This is a genomic window from Pelolinea submarina (genome assembly GCF_003966975.1).
Lineage (GTDB): Bacteria > Chloroflexota > Anaerolineae > Anaerolineales > Anaerolineaceae > Pelolinea > Pelolinea submarina.
Window position 1 is genome coordinate 883975 of record NZ_AP018437.1, and the last position, 17998, is coordinate 901972.

Annotated in this window: 12 protein-coding genes; 2 read left to right on the top strand and 10 right to left on the bottom strand. The window is 45.6% G+C overall.

Annotated elements, in window-relative coordinates; genetic code table 11:
* Positions 1-2: 2 nt before the first annotated feature.
* The 9 genes from Pelsub_RS04080 to Pelsub_RS04120 form a co-directional block, all read right to left on the bottom strand.
* The gene (locus Pelsub_RS04080; RefSeq protein WP_198418391.1) at positions 3-2648 is read right to left on the bottom strand and encodes a LuxR C-terminal-related transcriptional regulator; all 2646 of its coding nucleotides are present in this window, start codon (positions 2646-2648) and stop codon (positions 3-5) included.
* 508 nt (positions 2649-3156) lie between these two features.
* Positions 3157-4014 (bottom strand): hypothetical protein, encoded by an 858-nt coding sequence (locus Pelsub_RS04085; protein WP_116225802.1) that lies wholly within the window; start codon positions 4012-4014, stop codon positions 3157-3159.
* Positions 4015-4170: 156 nt separating this feature from the next.
* Positions 4171-5448: an MFS transporter gene (locus Pelsub_RS04090; RefSeq protein WP_116225801.1), complete on the bottom strand. Its 1278-nt coding sequence runs from the start codon at positions 5446-5448 to the stop codon at positions 4171-4173.
* 21 nt (positions 5449-5469) lie between these two features.
* A complete protein-coding gene (locus Pelsub_RS04095) occupies positions 5470-6324 on the bottom strand; it encodes a DUF6544 family protein (RefSeq protein ID WP_116225800.1) in 855 nt (284 codons plus the stop codon).
* Between the two features lie 98 nt (positions 6325-6422).
* Positions 6423-6641 carry a hypothetical protein gene (locus Pelsub_RS04100; RefSeq protein ID WP_116225799.1) on the bottom strand — a complete coding sequence of 73 codons (219 nt, stop codon included), beginning with the start codon at positions 6639-6641 and terminating at the stop codon, positions 6423-6425.
* 404 nt (positions 6642-7045) lie between these two features.
* Positions 7046-9940 carry a LuxR C-terminal-related transcriptional regulator gene (locus tag Pelsub_RS15895; RefSeq protein ID WP_116225797.1) on the bottom strand — a complete coding sequence of 965 codons (2895 nt, stop codon included), beginning with the start codon at positions 9938-9940 and terminating at the stop codon, positions 7046-7048.
* A 283-nt stretch (positions 9941-10223) separates the two neighbouring features.
* Complete coding sequence (locus tag Pelsub_RS04110) at positions 10224-11477, bottom strand: MFS transporter (protein WP_116225796.1); 1254 nt, start codon at positions 11475-11477, stop codon at positions 10224-10226.
* A 108-nt stretch (positions 11478-11585) separates the two neighbouring features.
* Positions 11586-12317: a MerR family transcriptional regulator gene (locus Pelsub_RS04115; RefSeq protein WP_116225795.1), complete on the bottom strand. Its 732-nt coding sequence runs from the start codon at positions 12315-12317 to the stop codon at positions 11586-11588.
* Between the two features lie 394 nt (positions 12318-12711).
* Positions 12712-13182: a hypothetical protein gene (locus tag Pelsub_RS04120; protein ID WP_116225794.1), complete on the bottom strand. Its 471-nt coding sequence runs from the start codon at positions 13180-13182 to the stop codon at positions 12712-12714.
* Between the two features lie 637 nt (positions 13183-13819).
* On the opposite strand from Pelsub_RS04120, the gene Pelsub_RS04125 reads away from it, so the two are divergent.
* Positions 13820-14614, top strand: coding sequence for a creatininase family protein (locus tag Pelsub_RS04125; RefSeq protein WP_116225792.1), 795 nt, complete (start codon positions 13820-13822; stop codon positions 14612-14614).
* A gap of 84 nt (positions 14615-14698) precedes the next feature.
* Here Pelsub_RS04125 and Pelsub_RS04130 read toward each other — a convergent pair whose 3' ends face one another.
* Positions 14699-16393, bottom strand: coding sequence for a glutamine--tRNA ligase/YqeY domain fusion protein (locus Pelsub_RS04130; RefSeq protein WP_116225791.1), 1695 nt, complete (start codon positions 16391-16393; stop codon positions 14699-14701).
* Positions 16394-16621: 228 nt separating this feature from the next.
* Here Pelsub_RS04130 and Pelsub_RS04135 point away from each other — a divergent pair, with 228 nt between their 5' ends.
* The gene (locus Pelsub_RS04135; protein ID WP_158674972.1) at positions 16622-17962 is read left to right on the top strand and encodes an amidohydrolase family protein; all 1341 of its coding nucleotides are present in this window, start codon (positions 16622-16624) and stop codon (positions 17960-17962) included.
* Positions 17963-17998: the final 36 nt, after the last annotated feature.

Here is a 17998-nt window from a genome sequence, read left to right on the forward strand (position 1 = left end):
GGCTACAACAGATCCAATTCGCGGGCGCGGGCAACAGCTTCGGTGCGGCTTTTAACCTGCAGTTTGTTAAAAATGATCTGATTGTGCCCCTTCACCGTACTTATTGCCAGGAATAGCCGCTCGCCGATCTCACGATTCGAGAGCCCCCGGGAGATGAGCTGCAGTACTTCGATCTCGCGACAGCTTAAGGGTTCGACCAGTGACTGAGCAATGGGCAGATCGGATTTGTTTCCGCTCCTCTGTCTCTCAGCTTCAAATGCAGCAAGTAGTTTGTCTATGTATTCAGACATAAACCCTCGGGAAGCGGTTTCGAGTAATAGGTGAGCCATTGGGGCACCTTCGTCAATAAAGAGACGTATAAATCCGCCTGGTTCTGCCATAACAAGTACTTCTCCAAGCACTTTCACAGCTTCGTCAATTTCTCCAATCGCATGGAGAGAAACTGCTTGCAGAATCATCACTTTGAGTAACTTATCTGCCCATCCTTTCGCTTCTATCTTTTGGCGGTAAGACTCCAGGGTTACCAACACGGCAGATGGATCGCCTTGGGCTAAAGCAACTCGGGCTTGGCTAAGGGGGAGTTCATATTGCTGTGCTAGTTTTGCGGCTGCGGCAACCTGGCCTTGTGTAATCAAGATCGAAATTTGAATCTCGGCTATCTCTGGCAATCGGTGTATAAAATTTCTCTGGCGTGCTGATTGTTCAGTTTGGGCCAATAATTCCGCAGCACCTCTTATATCTCCCTGAGCAAGTTTCAGACGGGCAAGAAATACCTCAGAGATGACAAATCGATCAATTTCAGCATCATACTGCAGAACCTGTTGCAGGCTCTGTTTCCCATACTGTTCAGCAGTATCCAAGTCATTCCATTCGTAGAAAATACGCGCCAAGCCGATAGAGGCTTGCCCGGCGTGAGTGTGCAGCGGTTGGTCGCCAAAAAGACGGAGGACATTCTGGTAAGTTTCAGCCGCCTGATGAAGGTCGTTTTCGGTTTCGAAGACGTTTCCTAAGCCATTTGTTGCCATGATGGCAATGAAGGTATTACCGCACTCCTGACAAAGCCTTATAGATTCCAGATAAGATTGTCGAGCAGCGGAACGATCACCCTGCAAAAAGTAAGCAAATCCCAACGTCAAATTGGCAGAAGCACGTGAAGATAGATTCTCGGGGTCTAGATAATCCAAAGCGCGGCGTGACTGAATGAGCAAGTTTTCTACTTGATATCGAGTGAGAGCCAACATCGCTTTGGTACCGGCAATTTGGCCGATCAGATTTCTTGTCTTGTCATCCTCCTCGGCGCCTTGTAGTGCGTTTTCAGCAGCAATAAGTTTCTCATCCACGCCGGTTGTTTGACCATCAAACATCAGAAATGTAGCGTACCTCCACCACAATACTGGCCTGGCATTCAGCGTTGTAATTGGCAGTGATTTCAGCCAATCCAGTATTGTAGTCACCACGCTGCGAAAGTGCCGGGGTATTTCATCTCCTTCTATTAGCCGTTCGGCGCGCTCTACATCATCAGCAGCAGCCGCATGTTGAAAGGCTTCAAGAACCAAACCAACTTCTTCGTACCACTGGCTGGCACGGATATGGTATACAGCTATACCTTCCTTTTCATTCCCTGAAAGTCCGCTTTGGGTCAACCGCTGCCGTAGTAAATCTCGAAAGAGATGATGATAGCGGTACCAACGCCGCTCGTTATCCAGGGGGACAATGAACAAGTTTGCGTGGTCAAGATATTCCAGGGTTTCCTGCCCGGAAGCTGATGAATCGCTAAGGACGGCATCGCACAGCTGACCGCACATGCGGTCAAGGATAGATGTGTGTAGAAGAAAAGCCTGGATGCTTTCAGACTGCTGTTGAAGGACTTCTTCCATCAGGTAGTCCAGCACAAAACGATGGCTGCCTGTGAAAGATTTGATGAAATCGGTGGTATCTTGATGCCCCTGCAGGGAGAGTGCGGCCAATTGTAGACCGGCGATCCAACCTTCGGTGCGGGTTTCCAGTGAAGTAATATCTTCGACTATGAGGTTCAGACCCATTACCTGGTTGAGAAAGTCAGCGGCCTCGGCGGAGGTAAAACGCAAGTCGGCAACACGAAGCTCAGTTAATTGACCCTTGGCACGTAACCGGGCGAGGGGCAGATGTGGATCCTCACGAGTGGCGATAACCAGGTGCATCCGCGGGGGCAGGTGCTCGACCAGAAAGGTGAGAATTTTATCAACCTGTTTGGAATCAATAATATGGTAGTCATCAAGAACGAAGATGAAGTTGTCTGGCAATATTGTGATTTCATTAACCAGGGCTGTCAGAATTGGTTCGATTGGAGGTGGCTGAGGGGTTTGCAGAATACTAAAAATCCTTGCGCCAAAATTCGCATCAATAGTCTGTAGTGCAGCGACGAAGTACGTTAGAAAACGTGCGGGGTTATTATCTCCTTCGTCCAGCGACAGCCAGGCTACCTTCTGATCACAACCAGTCACCCACTCACTCACTAGAGTAGTTTTGCCAAAACCGGCTGAGGCGGAGATTAGCGTTAATTTGTATCCTTTAGCTAATCCATCGTTTAGCTGCTCAATCAGGCGTGGACGAGAGACAAGTCTGTGTCGAGGTTGAGGAATAAAAAGTTTGGTAGCCAGTAATGGCATATCCATACCTCAATTATATTAAACTTTTATTAAATGATAAAGTCGTCTTTCCCGATCTGAAGGCAATTTGGGTGCAATCGGAATGAAATAGAGTAAAAAATAGTAGACGATTTTTGTCATTTTTTGTCCACTCGGAAGACATAACATAATAGATGCAATAGACACAGTAGACAAGTACATTATTGTCTCTTAATCAGTAGGTTCGGGGTTCCCTGCCCTGGCGGCCAGTCCAGGGTAGGCGATTCCCCGGTGCGTCATATTTCTTTTTAATCCGCGAGAATTCACCCTGTAATCCAATTCAAATTAATCTCACTTGCTTTGATGGAATGGCAGCTTGACGCTGCCTCAAAGCGAGCTCCAAGGTGCGTCACTCAAAATACCGCAGCATTGCTGGTAATAGCATTAATGATATGTTTTCAAATTTAGCTCCTACACGAATATAGGAGCTATGATAGATTTATTTCAATAGAACATCACTATATCTGACTATTTTCGCGCTAACAAAACCTTATATTTTTAACCTGGATTTGTCATCAATATCCGCTGTTCTTAGGTGCTCAATCCGTAAGCTAAATGTTAAATAATATCCAATAGTGGCAATTAGGATGTCTAAAACAATTCTTATTAAGACATCAATTAAATATCCGGAAAACAAAAGAGGCATAAAAATTAGAAACGCAGCCCAATTGAATCCAAAAATCAGAACCCCGAATTTTACAGCTCTCCTTTCCAGGGATAAATTATTTCCGGTATTTCCAAACAAAATACAAACTTCCCCAATACATGCTCCCATAAGTATGGTCCACAGAAAAGTATTAAATGGACTTGTTTGATATCCTGAATTAATCACTTGCGTGAAATATGCCAGATATCGTACACATGAAAAAATCAGCGAAAATATGAAAACTGTGGCTATTTTTTGACTAAAAGGTAATGGTTCTGACGGAGCATTATTCTCTTTCTTAGCTTCAAGCAAGCTTAATAGAATACCCATCAAGAGAACCGGTATCGCATCACTTAGTCCAACCACAAATTCATTGATTATTGAATTGCCAAATAATGAAACTCCCTCCATCATGGCAAACAGCCAAAGCAACGCGATTGCAGATCCATAACGGATTCCTTTTCTAATCCCAGCTCCAATGATGCTATCCTGCGCCCGAAAAAAAACATAAGCGGCGCTGGAGAACGCAAGTAAAGCCCAGATAGTGACTGTAATTTCTGTCCCTATCTGCCCCGCCAACTTGCTGTAGTTCGGATTTTTTGGCATAGTGCTATATTCACTTGTTACTAAATGAAGGGCAATATCAATCGCAGCACAAATTAATATAATAGAACCAATTTTTACCAACTTCTTTTTTCCCATGACGTCAAACCTCCTCACATTAGCCGAATCTCTCTTACTAGAGACAGGCTAAATTTCTTATATATATGGAATTTATTATTCTTTATCCTATCCACAGTAGTGGTTTAAATTACTGTTAAATTGGATAGCTATTGCCAAATTGTGTTCTTACCATTGCTATGTCCCCGCTTTTTTTCCCGATTCTATGTTCTTCATGCTTTCAACATTTTTTAGTGCAGGGACGAAAGCGCTGACTAACGCACCAATAATGCAGAAAAAACCGGCAATTTTGTACCATGATAGAACTCCAAATCTATCAGAGAAAGGACCTGCTATTGCTAATCCAAAAGGAGTGGTAAGCCACAATAAACTTCCCATAATTGTGATTACCCGGCCCTGATAGGCATCATCCACGCAGGCCTGAACAATCGAAATAAAGGGCCCATCGATAACTGTGACCATAAAACCCGCAATGAACATCAACAGCGTAAATAAATTGAACTGCGTACTTTTGAGAAAGCCGGCCAGCAGAAAAGTTAAACCAATTCCTACTATCCCGGCAAGGGAAGTGTATATCTGCTTTTTGAAACCGCCCCAGGTACTCAGGATAATCCCGCCTGCTATCAACCCTGCTCCAACAGCGATTTCAACGAAGCTATATTGAGCTGATCCGAGGCTAAAGTGCTGGGATACTATCAATGGCAGGAAGGATATCGCGGGGGCAAGCGCAACTTTGATAAACATAGCCAACAGAACCACAGCTAATATGCCCTTCCATTTGAACAAATACGTTAACCCATCAAGGGAATCAATCAAAACTGTTTTAACGAACCCGAATTTTCTGTCTTGATTTTGGCCAGGGTTGGGTATTTTTACAAAGGAAAGTATCGTTATGGCAAGAATGGCGGTAAGAATATCTACAAAGAGGGACCCCTGGATATCAATCAATTCCAGAATTAGCGCGCCAAGAGGCGCGGCGATGATCCTGACGATGCCTTGCAGGGTTTGATTCAATCCCGCAATCTTAATTAATTGTTCTTTTGGTACGATCGTTGAAATGGTCGCCTGCTCGGCAGGGTAGTGAAATGCACTACCTGCGGATCGGATGAACATAATCATGTAGATGTGCCACACTTGAACCAATCCCCGGTAGAAGAGAAGGGCTAAAACGAGAGTAGCGCATGCAATTAATGCATCCGCGGCTATCATGACTCTTTTTCGGTTAGCACGATCAACTATTGCACCCGCAAAAGGGTTAATTATGATCTCGGGCAATACCGCGAAAGATGTAGCTGTGGCAAGAACACTTGCCTGCCCGGTAGATCTTGTCAACCACCATACAAGGGTAAACTGCACGATTGAGCTTCCGAGTAGTGAAAAAGCCTGGCTTATCCAAAATGGGTAGAATGTATATTTCCATTTGTTTTCATAAAGAACTGATGCTTGTGAAATCATTATTTTTCCTCAATGAGATGATTAATTTGCTTTAGTGAAAGGTTTGAATATTGCGGCTTCATTAAGCATTTCAGTTACATCAATATTGATGTCCTGTTCTTCTATGTTGAAGTATGCCCAAGGTTCACCTTGATCCAACCACTCCACGGAAATAGTTACGCGAATATCCGTGTCATTAATTGTCGAACTTTCTTCGGATCGGGTAATCCATAATATTTTCGGCTGCCCCTGTTCAATTTCACGATATCGCATTGATTCCATCATATCGATCTTGCCTGTTAGTGGATTGAAACGTACTATAAAGTTCTCCTCCCCGTCTTCATACGGCACGTATAGTAAAGCTGTATTATCGTTTACTGGTTCCCAGTGGACACGTTGATCTGTTATCCAAAGTGACGGGAACAAGATTGCTTCAGCCCAAACCACAAGATTCGCGCCCTGGTTGGCATTTGGCTTATCATAATAGCTGCCCCAGGGACTTATGAAGAAGCTCTTCTCATCAATATATCCTTCGTTCAATTTAATTACGGGGATTCCAAACAGGGTCGCTTCGAAGTAATGGCGGTAATCCTTGCCCGCATTATGTACAAAAATAAAGCGTACCGGTATGGGGATATTCATGAAAGGTTTGATAATACCCCGGCCCTGAATCACCACCGACTTGATTACAGGGATCTCATCACCATACAAAACCCTATAGAAATGTTCCACCGGTTTCGGCAATCCGCCTGGCAGCGATATCGTCTCCCTCTGTTGGGTTTTATTCGCTGAATAAGCTGGAAAGGATTGCGGTTGGATTTGCAAACCCAACCAACCTAATAAGCCAAAAATAAATACAATGCCGGTTATGATGATAAAAATCTTGCGAATTAACATTTTTTCCTCCTTGAAAAAATTATTCTGTTTGAAAGTAATTTAGGACTTAATTTATTTTCTTAATTGGTTCATATTTTTCTAAAGATGTCTCCTTTGTCTTAAATTTCTTTATTCTGAAAATTTTCTGATTCATCATTGAATGTGGAATTTACAAGCCAAATTTCGATTGAATTTTCAGGGGCAAACCCTGAAACAGGGGGACGAAGGCTATCCTCGTCCAGGTATCCTGGTTTAAGCAATAGCTTCCTATTGTTATTGATCTCTATCGCCAGGGATGTTAATCCGTCATCATCTGCAAAAATCTGAATGTTAATCATTTGTGCCTCCAGACAATTCCTGTTATTTAATCGACTTTCATGACCGACAACAGGATTAAATTAAGATCTCGAATCCTATTCAACGCACCATGCAATCCAGCCTGGTCTACATTGGAGTTGCAGAGTAGGACTTCTCCATTTTTTTGGTTTTCTACCGACCATCCTTCAAAGTACGTAATCCAATAAGTTTCAAGGTGGTCTTTCACTCGAATTTCATACGAAGAACCGTTTTCAATGTTCATGAGTTTTTTTCTCTCGATCTTTGTTGATTATTCTTGGCGCAAGCAAAATAATAGAGCAATCCTTGAAGATTGTCTTCTATCGAAAGATCAGTCCTCAGGTTTGTTTTTTTAACTTAAAAACAAACCTGTTTTCAAATATTTATTTTTATTTATTGGGGGTTTTTAGTACTGAATTAAATTAAGATCTTTTGCTCTGACAATAATCCGGGTTCGGTTATCAGCCTGTAACTTTTCTAAAAGATTATGAACGTGGAATTTGACTGTTCCTTCTGAAAGCACAAGTTCTTCGGCAATTTGCTTATTGGAATAACCCTTTGCAATGAGAAGAAGGACTTCCCTCTCGCGAGAGGTAATCAAGTTTTGGAGTTCAGATTGTGATTTTCCGATAAATGATGATTCATCAAATTCTTTAAGTATTTTTAAAACAAAAGGCTTGTGGACAGGATTTGATTCCTGTAAGTAAGCGGATAGAAAAGCGCGCAATGGTTCGCCAGTATCAAGGAATATTCGCATGTATCCACCTGGTTCTGCCATCGAGAGACATTTGTCAAGGCAATCAATAGCTTCGTCAAGCTCGCCCTGCGAAAAACGTATGTATCCTATCAATAATAGAATCTCAACCAAAGAATTAATACGGCCGGCAGCTTTGGAATTTATTTCCAGCCTTGCCAGCAGGTTCAGACACTTCTCATTTCTTTCGGATTTTTTATCCGTTCTTGTTTTTTCGATCCATACCCGGACGAGCATAATTAATTGCGATTCTAAATACTCATCGATCAGTGCCTGATTTTCCAGTTTGTTTTGGAATTTTAAATAGAGTTCACTTGACCAATTATCCAGCAAAACCCACTCCCCGCGCTTTAACCAAATACGTACCCACGCAATATCAACAACACCGTGAACAAACGGAGTCATTATTCGGTTTTTCCGTTCCTGATCTGCCTTTTGCAGTGCAAGCAAACTTCCGTCGAGATCGTTTCTTGCAAGCAAAATCATTGCGAGATTTGTATAGGTAATCGCAAGTATGTTATGGCTGGGCCACCATTGCGTATAAGCAATGGCCTGGTTTGCGTGAGTGGTAGCTGAATTAAGGTTATTTTGCTCGAGATAAATAAGACTCAAGAAAGATTCATCTCTGGATAAGTTTCCTTGATTTTGAATACCTCGTTCAACCGCAATCTGAAGCGAATTGTTGAAGATTTCAACTGCCTGTGGAAGTTTTCCCGCCAACCGCGTGACAACTGCCAGATCAGTCCAAATATCACGAAAGAGCCTCTTGGTTTTCAGCGCAAATTCGGTCCCCTTGGTAAGTGATGCTAATGCCCGATCGAGATTTCCCAGACTTCGATATGCCCATCCTTCAACCCAGAACAACACTGCGAGTTCTTCCGATTCCATTTCCGGAATATCAGTCAATGCTTGATGAACAAGACCTAACGCGTGATTGGGGTCGCCGGTGCATACAGATTTTAATCCCCGAAGAATCATAGACATCGCACGAATCATGGTGATGTCTTCTCTGGATAAATTCTTTGTCAGAGCACTTTCGGTATCACCTGGGTGATTTTCAACAACCGATATACTCTCCTCTGCCCTATCCAGCAGTGGATCAATTTGATCAATTAATCCTGATTGAGCATACACTTCCGCTACCTTAACGCAGAGTTTTGGATATCGATAGATAATCTCTTTGGGAAAACCTTCGATCCATTTCATCACAGTTGTCATTTGCCCGTTTTCGAGATATCTGTAAATATGAACGTCGATTAACCGGCTTGCATTATCCCAATCCCTTGCAATTAAGGAGTGTTCAATGGATTCTTCTACCCACCCATTTTTTTCAAACCATTCAGAAGCTCGCTTATGAAGAATGGGGATTGATTCGGGTGAGGTCTGTTTGAGACGCGTACGTAAAATATCCGCAAAGAGATGATGATAACGATACCAAACCCGCGCCTCGTCTGTTGGAATGATAAATAGATTTGATCTTTCCAACTCATTCAGAAGGTTCTGGCTTTCGCCCTGGGTAAACGATAAGTCATTTATGGATGGTGGGGTATTTGTTTCATTGTCAGATTTTTCCGTAAGGACATAGTCACATAACGGCCCACTTAACCGTTCGAGGGTGGAAGTATATAAGAGGAATTCTTTTATTTTGTTGGGTTGACGGTTCAGAGCCTCTTCGGTCAGGTAATCCATAATGAACCGGTGGCTGCCGGAAAACGCATCAATGAACTGGCTGATATCTGCCCGTCCCTGCATAGAAATTGCCGCCATCTGCAAACCTGCAATCCAGCCTTCGGTGCGTTTTTCAAGATTTGAAATCTGCTCCGGAGTAAGCGACAAATTAAAAATAGTTTTAAGAAATGTCGTTGTTTCAATTGTAGAAAAGCGAAGATCATTTGCCCTAAGTTCAACCAATTGATCACGACTGCGAAGTCTTGCAACAGGTAATGGCGGATCAGAACGGGTGGCAATAACGAGATGAACATTAGGCGGTATATGTTCAAGAAGAAAAGTGATTCCATTGTGGATGGTTTGATTATTAATGAATTGGTAGTCATCCAAAATTAAGCTTACTGAGTGAGGAATTTCCTGCAGGTTATTTATCAATACTGAAATGGGTATTTGCGGATTAAAGGACTGGGAAGATTGCAGCAATGACCTGGTTTCTTCAGTTGCTTCTGGATTCACTTTATCCAAAGTTGCTGTCAGATAAGATAAAAAACGTATCGGGTCATTATCTCCGGGATCCAATGATAACCAGCAGACCGTTAGGGGAGGAGAGCCCCCCTTTTTTTTCCGGGTGGTGATCCATTCAGATAAAAGTGTTGTTTTCCCATATCCTGCCGGAGCGCTAATTAGCGTTAATGCTCTTTGAGTGCCTTGCTCCAATTTTTCGAAGAGATGTGGGCGTGATACAAAACCGTCCCGTAGAGGAGGAATTAGAGACTTGGTTTTGATGAGAGGTTGGTTAACCAAGCCAATCGATGGATCAGGTTTTTCATTTTTTTGTGGTTCAATGCGTTTCACGATCTCATCTGCCTGGATAGTCATGCGGTAATATCAAACATCTTCTGCGTGGATGCAAAGGCCACGTAAAAATCGCTATTGATTATTATTTTACAGGTAATTTATATAAAATGTAGATTCTGTAATTACATTTTCAATTTCAGGTGTTATGCCAATCCACCATACCAATGAAATTGACCAAAATCACTTTTTTGATCGCTTTTAACTTTATGAATCAATCGGAATATATTATTGTCGTGAGGTTTCCGGAATGGCCGCCAGGGCGGGCAGGCGAGACCCTGACGGCGTCATTTCTCTTATTTGACAATCAGATTTCTTCAGTTACCAAAGCCGCAAGGCCTTCTCTGTAAAAACCTCGAGATAAAACAAGGTTTATGGATAAAAGGATGATCAAAACTGCACATCCAATAACCATCACCTGGATTCGCACAATATCAGCCAGTGGACCAAAAATGGCCATACCAAGAGGCATAAAACCGGTGAACATTACGTTTAGCAGACTAAAAACCCTGCCCATCATGGATGGATCGACTTTTTCTTGAATCAATGTAAATACCGCGGTTTGAATAGCTGGTATTGCCATTCCGATGAAGAACATAAGTACTGTAAATAGCCAGAACACGCTTGTGAAACCAACCGCGAGAGATGCGATACCAGAAACCATCATTCCAAGGATGAGCGTCTTATTCCTGTTCTTAAACCCACCAGTTGCGCCAAGCAGAAAGCCGGCGAGCAGCGATCCGGCAAAGCCCACTGTCTCATTCACGGTTAAGAACATTACATTATCGCCAAAGGTTCGTTCAATCATGAGAGCTGTTAGAAATCCCGAAGGCACGCACAAGAAAATGTAGATACCGTAAGTTGCTAATAATTTTCTCAGGAATTTGTGCTTCCAGGTAAATCGAAACCCTTCTTTCATTTCTGTGAATATCGATGTCTTTTCCGCTTTTTCTGCGGGCTGGCGCTTTGGTATTTTTAGCATAACAAGGATACCAATCCCGATAATGGCAGTTGCGACATCGATGAGCAGAATGTTGTAGATGGGGCTAATGGCCATAATTGCACCGGCTGCTAATGGGGAAATAAATTGGACAATTGACTGAATCGTACCGTTGTATCCGTTGACGCGGGCGAGATTGTCCTCAGGGACGATTTGAGGAATCATTGCATTCACAGCGGGTGCATGAATCCCTGCGCCAAGAGATCGGATGGCGGACACAATGATGATCGCAGGCAAGGCGCCCTCGCTTGTTTTTCTCCACATCATGAACAGGGCAAACAGCAAGGTCGTGATTGCAATAACTGCATCGGAAAGAATAATGATTACCTTGCGATTATATCGATCTGCCCACACTCCTGCGAAAAGCGACATGCCCATTTGAGGCAGGAATGCCGCTAACGTCAGCACTGTAACCCAAACTCCCGACGAAGTCTCCAGAGTCACATACCAGATAATTGCCATTTGCACGATCTGTGATCCGAATAATGAAATACCCTGCCCGGCCAGGAATCCCACCACTCTTCTTTTCCAGATCAGCTGATTTTTCTCAACAGAATTCATGTTTTGTCTCCTAAAAAGATTTACGAGAGAGTATACAGACCAGTACGGCGACTGGTGGGATACTGGAGACTTATTCTTTTCTCTCTGATGATTCAGCTTCTGGTTTTTTTACATGGCACTGAGCATACGCAGCATTTCCTGTGCATCCATTTCGGCCAGGTTCAGGGCAGTCAGGTATCGATCGGCAGCACTGATGATATCTTCTCCCTCGTAGGGTGTATCAATCACTTCACGGATATTTTGTTCTCCCTGATCCAAACGATTGAGCATGCGCAGAATGGCCATCATGGAGTAATGTGCGTTTCGAAGCGTTCGGATAATCTTGAGTCGGGCTATCTCATTTTCAGTAAATACTTTATAACCGTTGGCATCTCGCGGTACTTCAATCAGGCCGTTTCGCTCCCAATCACGGAGAACATCTGTTGTGATTCCTAAGATCTGCGCAACTATAGATCTTCCTTTATAAATGCAGACTTTGCCCGCAACGTCTTTTTTATCGATAATATCCGACGTGATGCGGATGGCTTCCTCGGCTCTTTCCTTTTCTTCTCGCAGGTGGTCCAGATACTGTAAGGTAGCCTGATAGGCCCTGGCAATGTCGTTCACTGCCGCAATTTTTACGATTTCAAAGACTTCGTGCCTGAGTCCATCACTGATGATTTCCGCGCGAAAGGCAGTACGCAGAAAACGAAGTTGAGTAAGGTGCCTGTCGCTAAAAATTCGATAACCACTTTTAGTTCTTGGAATTTCCGGAAGTAATTCCATCTTCTCATAAAATCGCACAGTGTTTGGATGAATGCCGATAATTGCCGCAACTTGGGCCGTTTTATAAGAACTCATAGATTCACTTCCTTTTTCTGCGTAAAAAAACAATATATCATGCTTCCTGGTCTTATAAATTTCCTGGTTCTTGGATTATATTTTTGGTATTTCGTAGGGATGTATGTAATCTTTCCTGGTAAGAGAAGTTAGTATATCAACGTGGAGATGATTGGTGATTTACTGTAGGGTTGTCAATGTGGCATTTGCCATTATGGATTTTTATAATCAAAATAGGCAAAAGGTTTCCTGAGGCCTGACACTTGTCCCCTTCAGGGGATAAAGTGTCAGCAGGTTTCCTCAGGAGGACTTCCTGCGGTCGCAGGGTTCCCTTAACTGGCCGCCAAGGTTCCCAGAGGGTGCAGGCAGGCGGGTCCCTGGCGCGTCATCAAAATATAGTCTAGCGGTTTATTCGCTACGACTTACTTATAAGACTCTCTATCGAAAATCCGATTTTCAAGCCAATAGCCATTAATCTTTCTTTTACAAACAGGTCTCGGTTTATAACTGCTCGAATGTCTTTTTCTGTTTTATAAATACGAGCTACTATCATTGATCCATTAGGAATATCAATAAGAATTTGGATCCATTTAGTCTCAAAACTTCCATTTGCGATTTGTAGTATGAGAAAATGTTTCTCCAAAGGTGCAGGCATTTTCTTCATGAGGGCATCTTTCACTTTTTCTGCTTGGCCGTGTATTGTTGGTAACATCCATGTTTGCCCAAAATAATCATCAGCATAATGTTTTTTGAACTGAGTTTCTGGAACGGCAGGTAAAAGATTTAATCCAAAGTCAAATATCAAGTCTAAAGCTGATTTATAACCGATAATCAAAACGTTTGATCCGGTTTCTAGTTGCATTAACTCTTTTTCATAATTATTCATTTCACTCTCCATCTATCAAAAAACATAATGATAATATTTGTTTTTTAATTCTTGTTGTTATTTCTTGATCCTTCTTCTCTAATTGTATACTTATTTATACATATATTTCTTAATTGCCTATGTTATTAATACAAAATCTTCTATTTATAGCGATAAAGTATCAGCCAAGCATCCTCGCGTACAACTAATTCTGTATCATCCTTCAAATTTCTATTAGTAGACCAATATTATTTGCAGGTGGAACTGGTTGCTATACAGCTGGTGTATAAATGAAAATTGTTAGGTCCTTATCTTGTTTTGGTGCGTTCCATATGAGCGGGCTAAAAGAAGAAGAGAATATGCTGCTATCCAATACCGGCACCAGGCAGCTGTTATCGATAAATAAGGAGATCTTCTCGTTTAGACCAACCTATTCATGGCCAGATTTCAAAGCCATGAGTGGGTTGTTTTTTAGCGAATTATGTGTTTTACGAAATCTTCAAAAAATATGTGATAAACGAAAACCTATGTATTTGCTGGCTAAGTTCCCTAAATAATCTTACAATTGGCGTGAGGTTGGCGTCTCGCGTGTTTGACCTGACGATCTGATCTCCCTTGCTCGTGTTTACGCATATCGGTAGTGTTTATAGGAGGAACAATGAAGAATCTGATTGAAGAGCACAGCCGTCGATTTTTACCTTACCTTACCAGCCGGCAGATCGACCAAATGGCGGACAAAGACAAAGCCGTTGTCATCCTGCCGGTGGCCTCGATCGAACAGCACGGTCCCCATCTGCCGGTCTATACCGACAGCATCATCGCGCAGGAGGTCCTGAGCCGCGCGCTATCGCTGCTGCCCGATGACATTCCGGCCTGGTTCCTCCCGCTGCTGCCGTATGGCAAGAGCAATGAACACGCCGGTTTAGCCGGGACGTTCACGCTGCGGTCCGAGGTGTTTATCCAGACGCTGAAAGAGATCGGTGAAAACGTGGCGCGCAACGGTTTCCGGCGCTTCGCGATCGTCAACGCCCATGGCGGGAATTCCGAGATCATCGATTTTGTCATCCGCGATATCCGTGAAGCCACCGGCTTGCAGGTATTTGGGTTGCATATGTACCTACGCATCGCGGTGCCGCAAAGCGGATTAAATGAAGATGAAATGACCTACGGTATTCACGCCGGCGACGTGGAAACCTCCATGCTGCTGAGCTGCTGCCCGGAGCTGGTTCATATGGACGTGGCACCCGACGGCACACCGCACCAATTGAAGAAGCTGAACACACCGCCTTTCATGGGCCCGCTGAATTTCGCCTGGCTGACGCGCGATATCACCCCCACGGGTGTGTTGGGAAACGCGCAAACGGCTGACCCGACGCGCGGGGAAACCTACCTGGAAGATGGCGCGGTGGAATTAGCGCAGATGATCAAAAAGATCGTCGAATTTGAATTCTAAAATTACCCCCGGTTATCTTGAGATAAATAAAACCGCTCGCTTGATTAAAAGCGAGCGGTTATGTTTTTTCAGATTGCGGACCAGCTATTTCCCTCTGGTCTCTTCGATCTTCGCCCAGGTGTCCCGCAAGCTCACTGTCCGGTTGAAGATCAGCTTTTCGGGCGTGGATTGGATGTCCACGCAGAAATAGCCCACGCGCTCGAATTGGAATTTATCGCCTGGCTGGGCGTCCTTTAGACTGGGTTCAACGATACAATTTGTCAGGGTCTGCCGTGAGTCCGGGTTAAGGTCCGCGATGAAATCGCCGCTGGCTTCCGGATCGGGGTTATTGAACAGCCGGTCGTACAGGCGCACCTCGACGGGGATGCCGTGGGTGGCGGAGACCCAGTGGATGGTTCCCTTGACTTTGCGGCCATCGGGTGCGTTGCCGCCCCTTGTCGTTGGATCATAGCTGCAGCGGACTTCTACGATTTCTCCATTGGCATCTTTGACCACATCTTCACACTTAATAAAATAGGCATTCCGCAAACGCACTTCCTGCCCGGGGGCGAGACGGTGATACTTGGGAGGCGCTACTTCTCGGAAATCATCTTTTTCGATGTAAATCACTTTTGAAAATGGGACTTTGCGGGTGCCCGATTCAGGATCTGTTGGGTTATTATCGATCTCGAATTCTTCCGTCTGGTCTTCGGGATAATTTTCGATGACCACTTTGAGCGGATCCAGGACGGCCAATTTGCGCGGGGAACGTTTATTCAGGTCGTCCCTGACGCAGGCTTCCAGAATGGCGACGTCAATCATGACACCCGCGCTGGCGCTGATAGTCTTGGAAACGCCCGTGCGGTCAATGAAGTCGCGGAGGGATTCAGGTGTGTAGCCGCGCCGGCGCATGCCGCGGATGGTGGGCATGCGCGGGTCGTCCCAGCCGTCCACGTATCCCTCTTCAACCAGGCGGCGCAGTTTGCGCTTGCTCATGACAGTATAGGTCATGTTCAAACGGGCAAACTCGATCTGGCGCGGTTTGTTCTCGATCTCCAGCTCATTGAGGAACCATTCGTACAACGGGCGGTGGTGTTCATATTCGATTGAACACAGCGAATGGGTGACGCCGTGCATGGCATCGTTCTGGCCGTGCGCCCAGTCATACATCGGATAAATACACCACTTGCTGCCGGTGCGGTGGTGTGGGGGTTCGTGCAGGATGCGGTACATGATGGGGTCGCGCATGTTCATGTTGCCGTGCGCCATATCGATTTTGGCGCGCAGCACTCGCGATCCGTCCGGGAATTCTCCGTTTTTCATGCGTTCCAAAAGGTCAAGGTTTTCCTCAACGGAACGATTCCGCCAGGGGCTTTCAATGCCGGGCTCGGTCCAGGAACCACGGCTGGCTTTTACCTCATCCGGGCTTTGGTCGTCCACATAGGCTTTGCCTTTTTTGACCAGTTTGACGGCCCATTCATATAACAGGTCGAAGAAATCGGAGGCAAACAGCACCTGCTCCCATTCGATGCCCAGCCAATGGGCATCCTCTTGAATAGCATCTACAAATTCCGTTTCTTCTTTCTCAGGATTGGTATCATCAAAGCGCAGGTCCAACACACCGCCGAAATCCTTGGCGGTGTTGTAGTCGATCAGGAAGGCCTTGACGTGGCCGATGTGTAAATAACCATTGGGTTCGGGTGGCAGGCGGGTTTTTACGTGATCAAAACGTCCATTTCGCAGGTCTTCGGCGACCGCTTCATGAATAAAATCGGTTGATTCGGGTGTTTCGTTGGTCATCTAATAATTCCTTTCGGGCAATACAAAAAGCGTATGTTGGAAATTATAAACTAGTTAACCAAAGTAGAGCTCCCGTTATGGTTTTTCAGGTAAAAAAAATGGGGGTTTTCACACATTGATGAATGCGCGGGATGATTTTTAAGGAGGGCAGGTGCCTCATATACAGAAATGTCTAATAAAATTAAAAGGTACCTAACTTTACTTGATCACAAAAAATTTGGAGAGCCCATGCCCACAGACCTGGTAATTGAAAACACGACCATCGTAACCATGAACGCCAAGCGGGAGGTGCTGAGCAATGCGAGCATTGCCATTTCCGGCGAGAAGATTGCCGCCATCGGAGACAGTGAGAGCATCCGCGCACGATACAAGGATGCGCAATTCATCGACGGGCGCGGCAAGGTGGTGCTGCCGGGGCTGATCAACTGCCATACGCACATCAGCATGAGCTTGCAAAAAGGCGTCACGCAGGCCATCCCGGAAGGGCTGTACAAGGTCATGTGGCCGGTGGAAAAAGCACTCACATCGGAAGATATTTACGTTGGCGCACTGATTGGGGGCGGGGAAGCCCTGCTGGGCGGGACGACCACCGTGATCGACCACTACTTCCAAATGGAAGAGATCGCTAAAGCCACCATCCAGTTGGGCCTGCGCGGTTTTCTCGGCCACACCATCATGAGCCGCTTGGGTCCGGTCACCGGCGAGCAGGAATTAAAGGAAGGCATCGATTTCGTCAGCCGCTGGAAGGGCAAGCACCCGCTGGTGACGCCCATGCTGGCGCCGCACGCCAGCGACACCGTGGCGAAGGAATGGCTGCAGCAGATCCGCGCGGAAGCCGACCGGCAGGACGTCAAGATCCACATGCACCTGGCGCAGAGTATGCGCGAAAAGACCTTTATCTGCGAGCAGTTCGGCAAAGGCTGCGTGGAATACCTCAATGATATGGGATTCCTGCAGCCGGACGTGTTCGTGGCGCACTGTCTCTTCATCGACGATCCCGAGCTGGACATCCTGGCCAAGTCCGGCGCGCGCCCGCTCTACTGCCCCATGGGGCACTCGCTCGGCGGGCACGTGATGCGCGCCTGGGAGCTGTTGGGCAAGGGCGCCAACGTGCTGATCGGCACGGACTGCGTGACCAGCAACAACGTCATGGACCTGGTCGGCGAACTGCGTATCGCGGGCGCGGCCCAGCGCCAGATGACCGGCGACGCGGCAGCCATGCCCAGCCTGAAGATCCTGGAAATGGTCACGGTGGACGCGGCCAAGGCCATTGGCATGGAAGGGCGGTTGGGCTCGCTGCAGCCGGGTTACCTGGCCGACCTGGTGATGCTCAACATGCACGGCCTGCACGCCGTGCCGAATTACTCGGTGGTGGACAACATCATCTACGCCTGCACCGGGCGCGACGTGGAAACGGTGATCGTGAACGGCCAGGTGGTGGTGGCGGAGGGCAAGCTGTGCACTGTGGACGAGGAAGAATTGATCGTGCTGGCCGAGGAACAAGGCCGCGCGCTGATGAAACGCGCGGTTGAACATGACCCCGAGCTATCCTGGTTGTGGAAGCAATAAGACTAACCAATCCGAAAGAAGTATGAAATTTAAGCC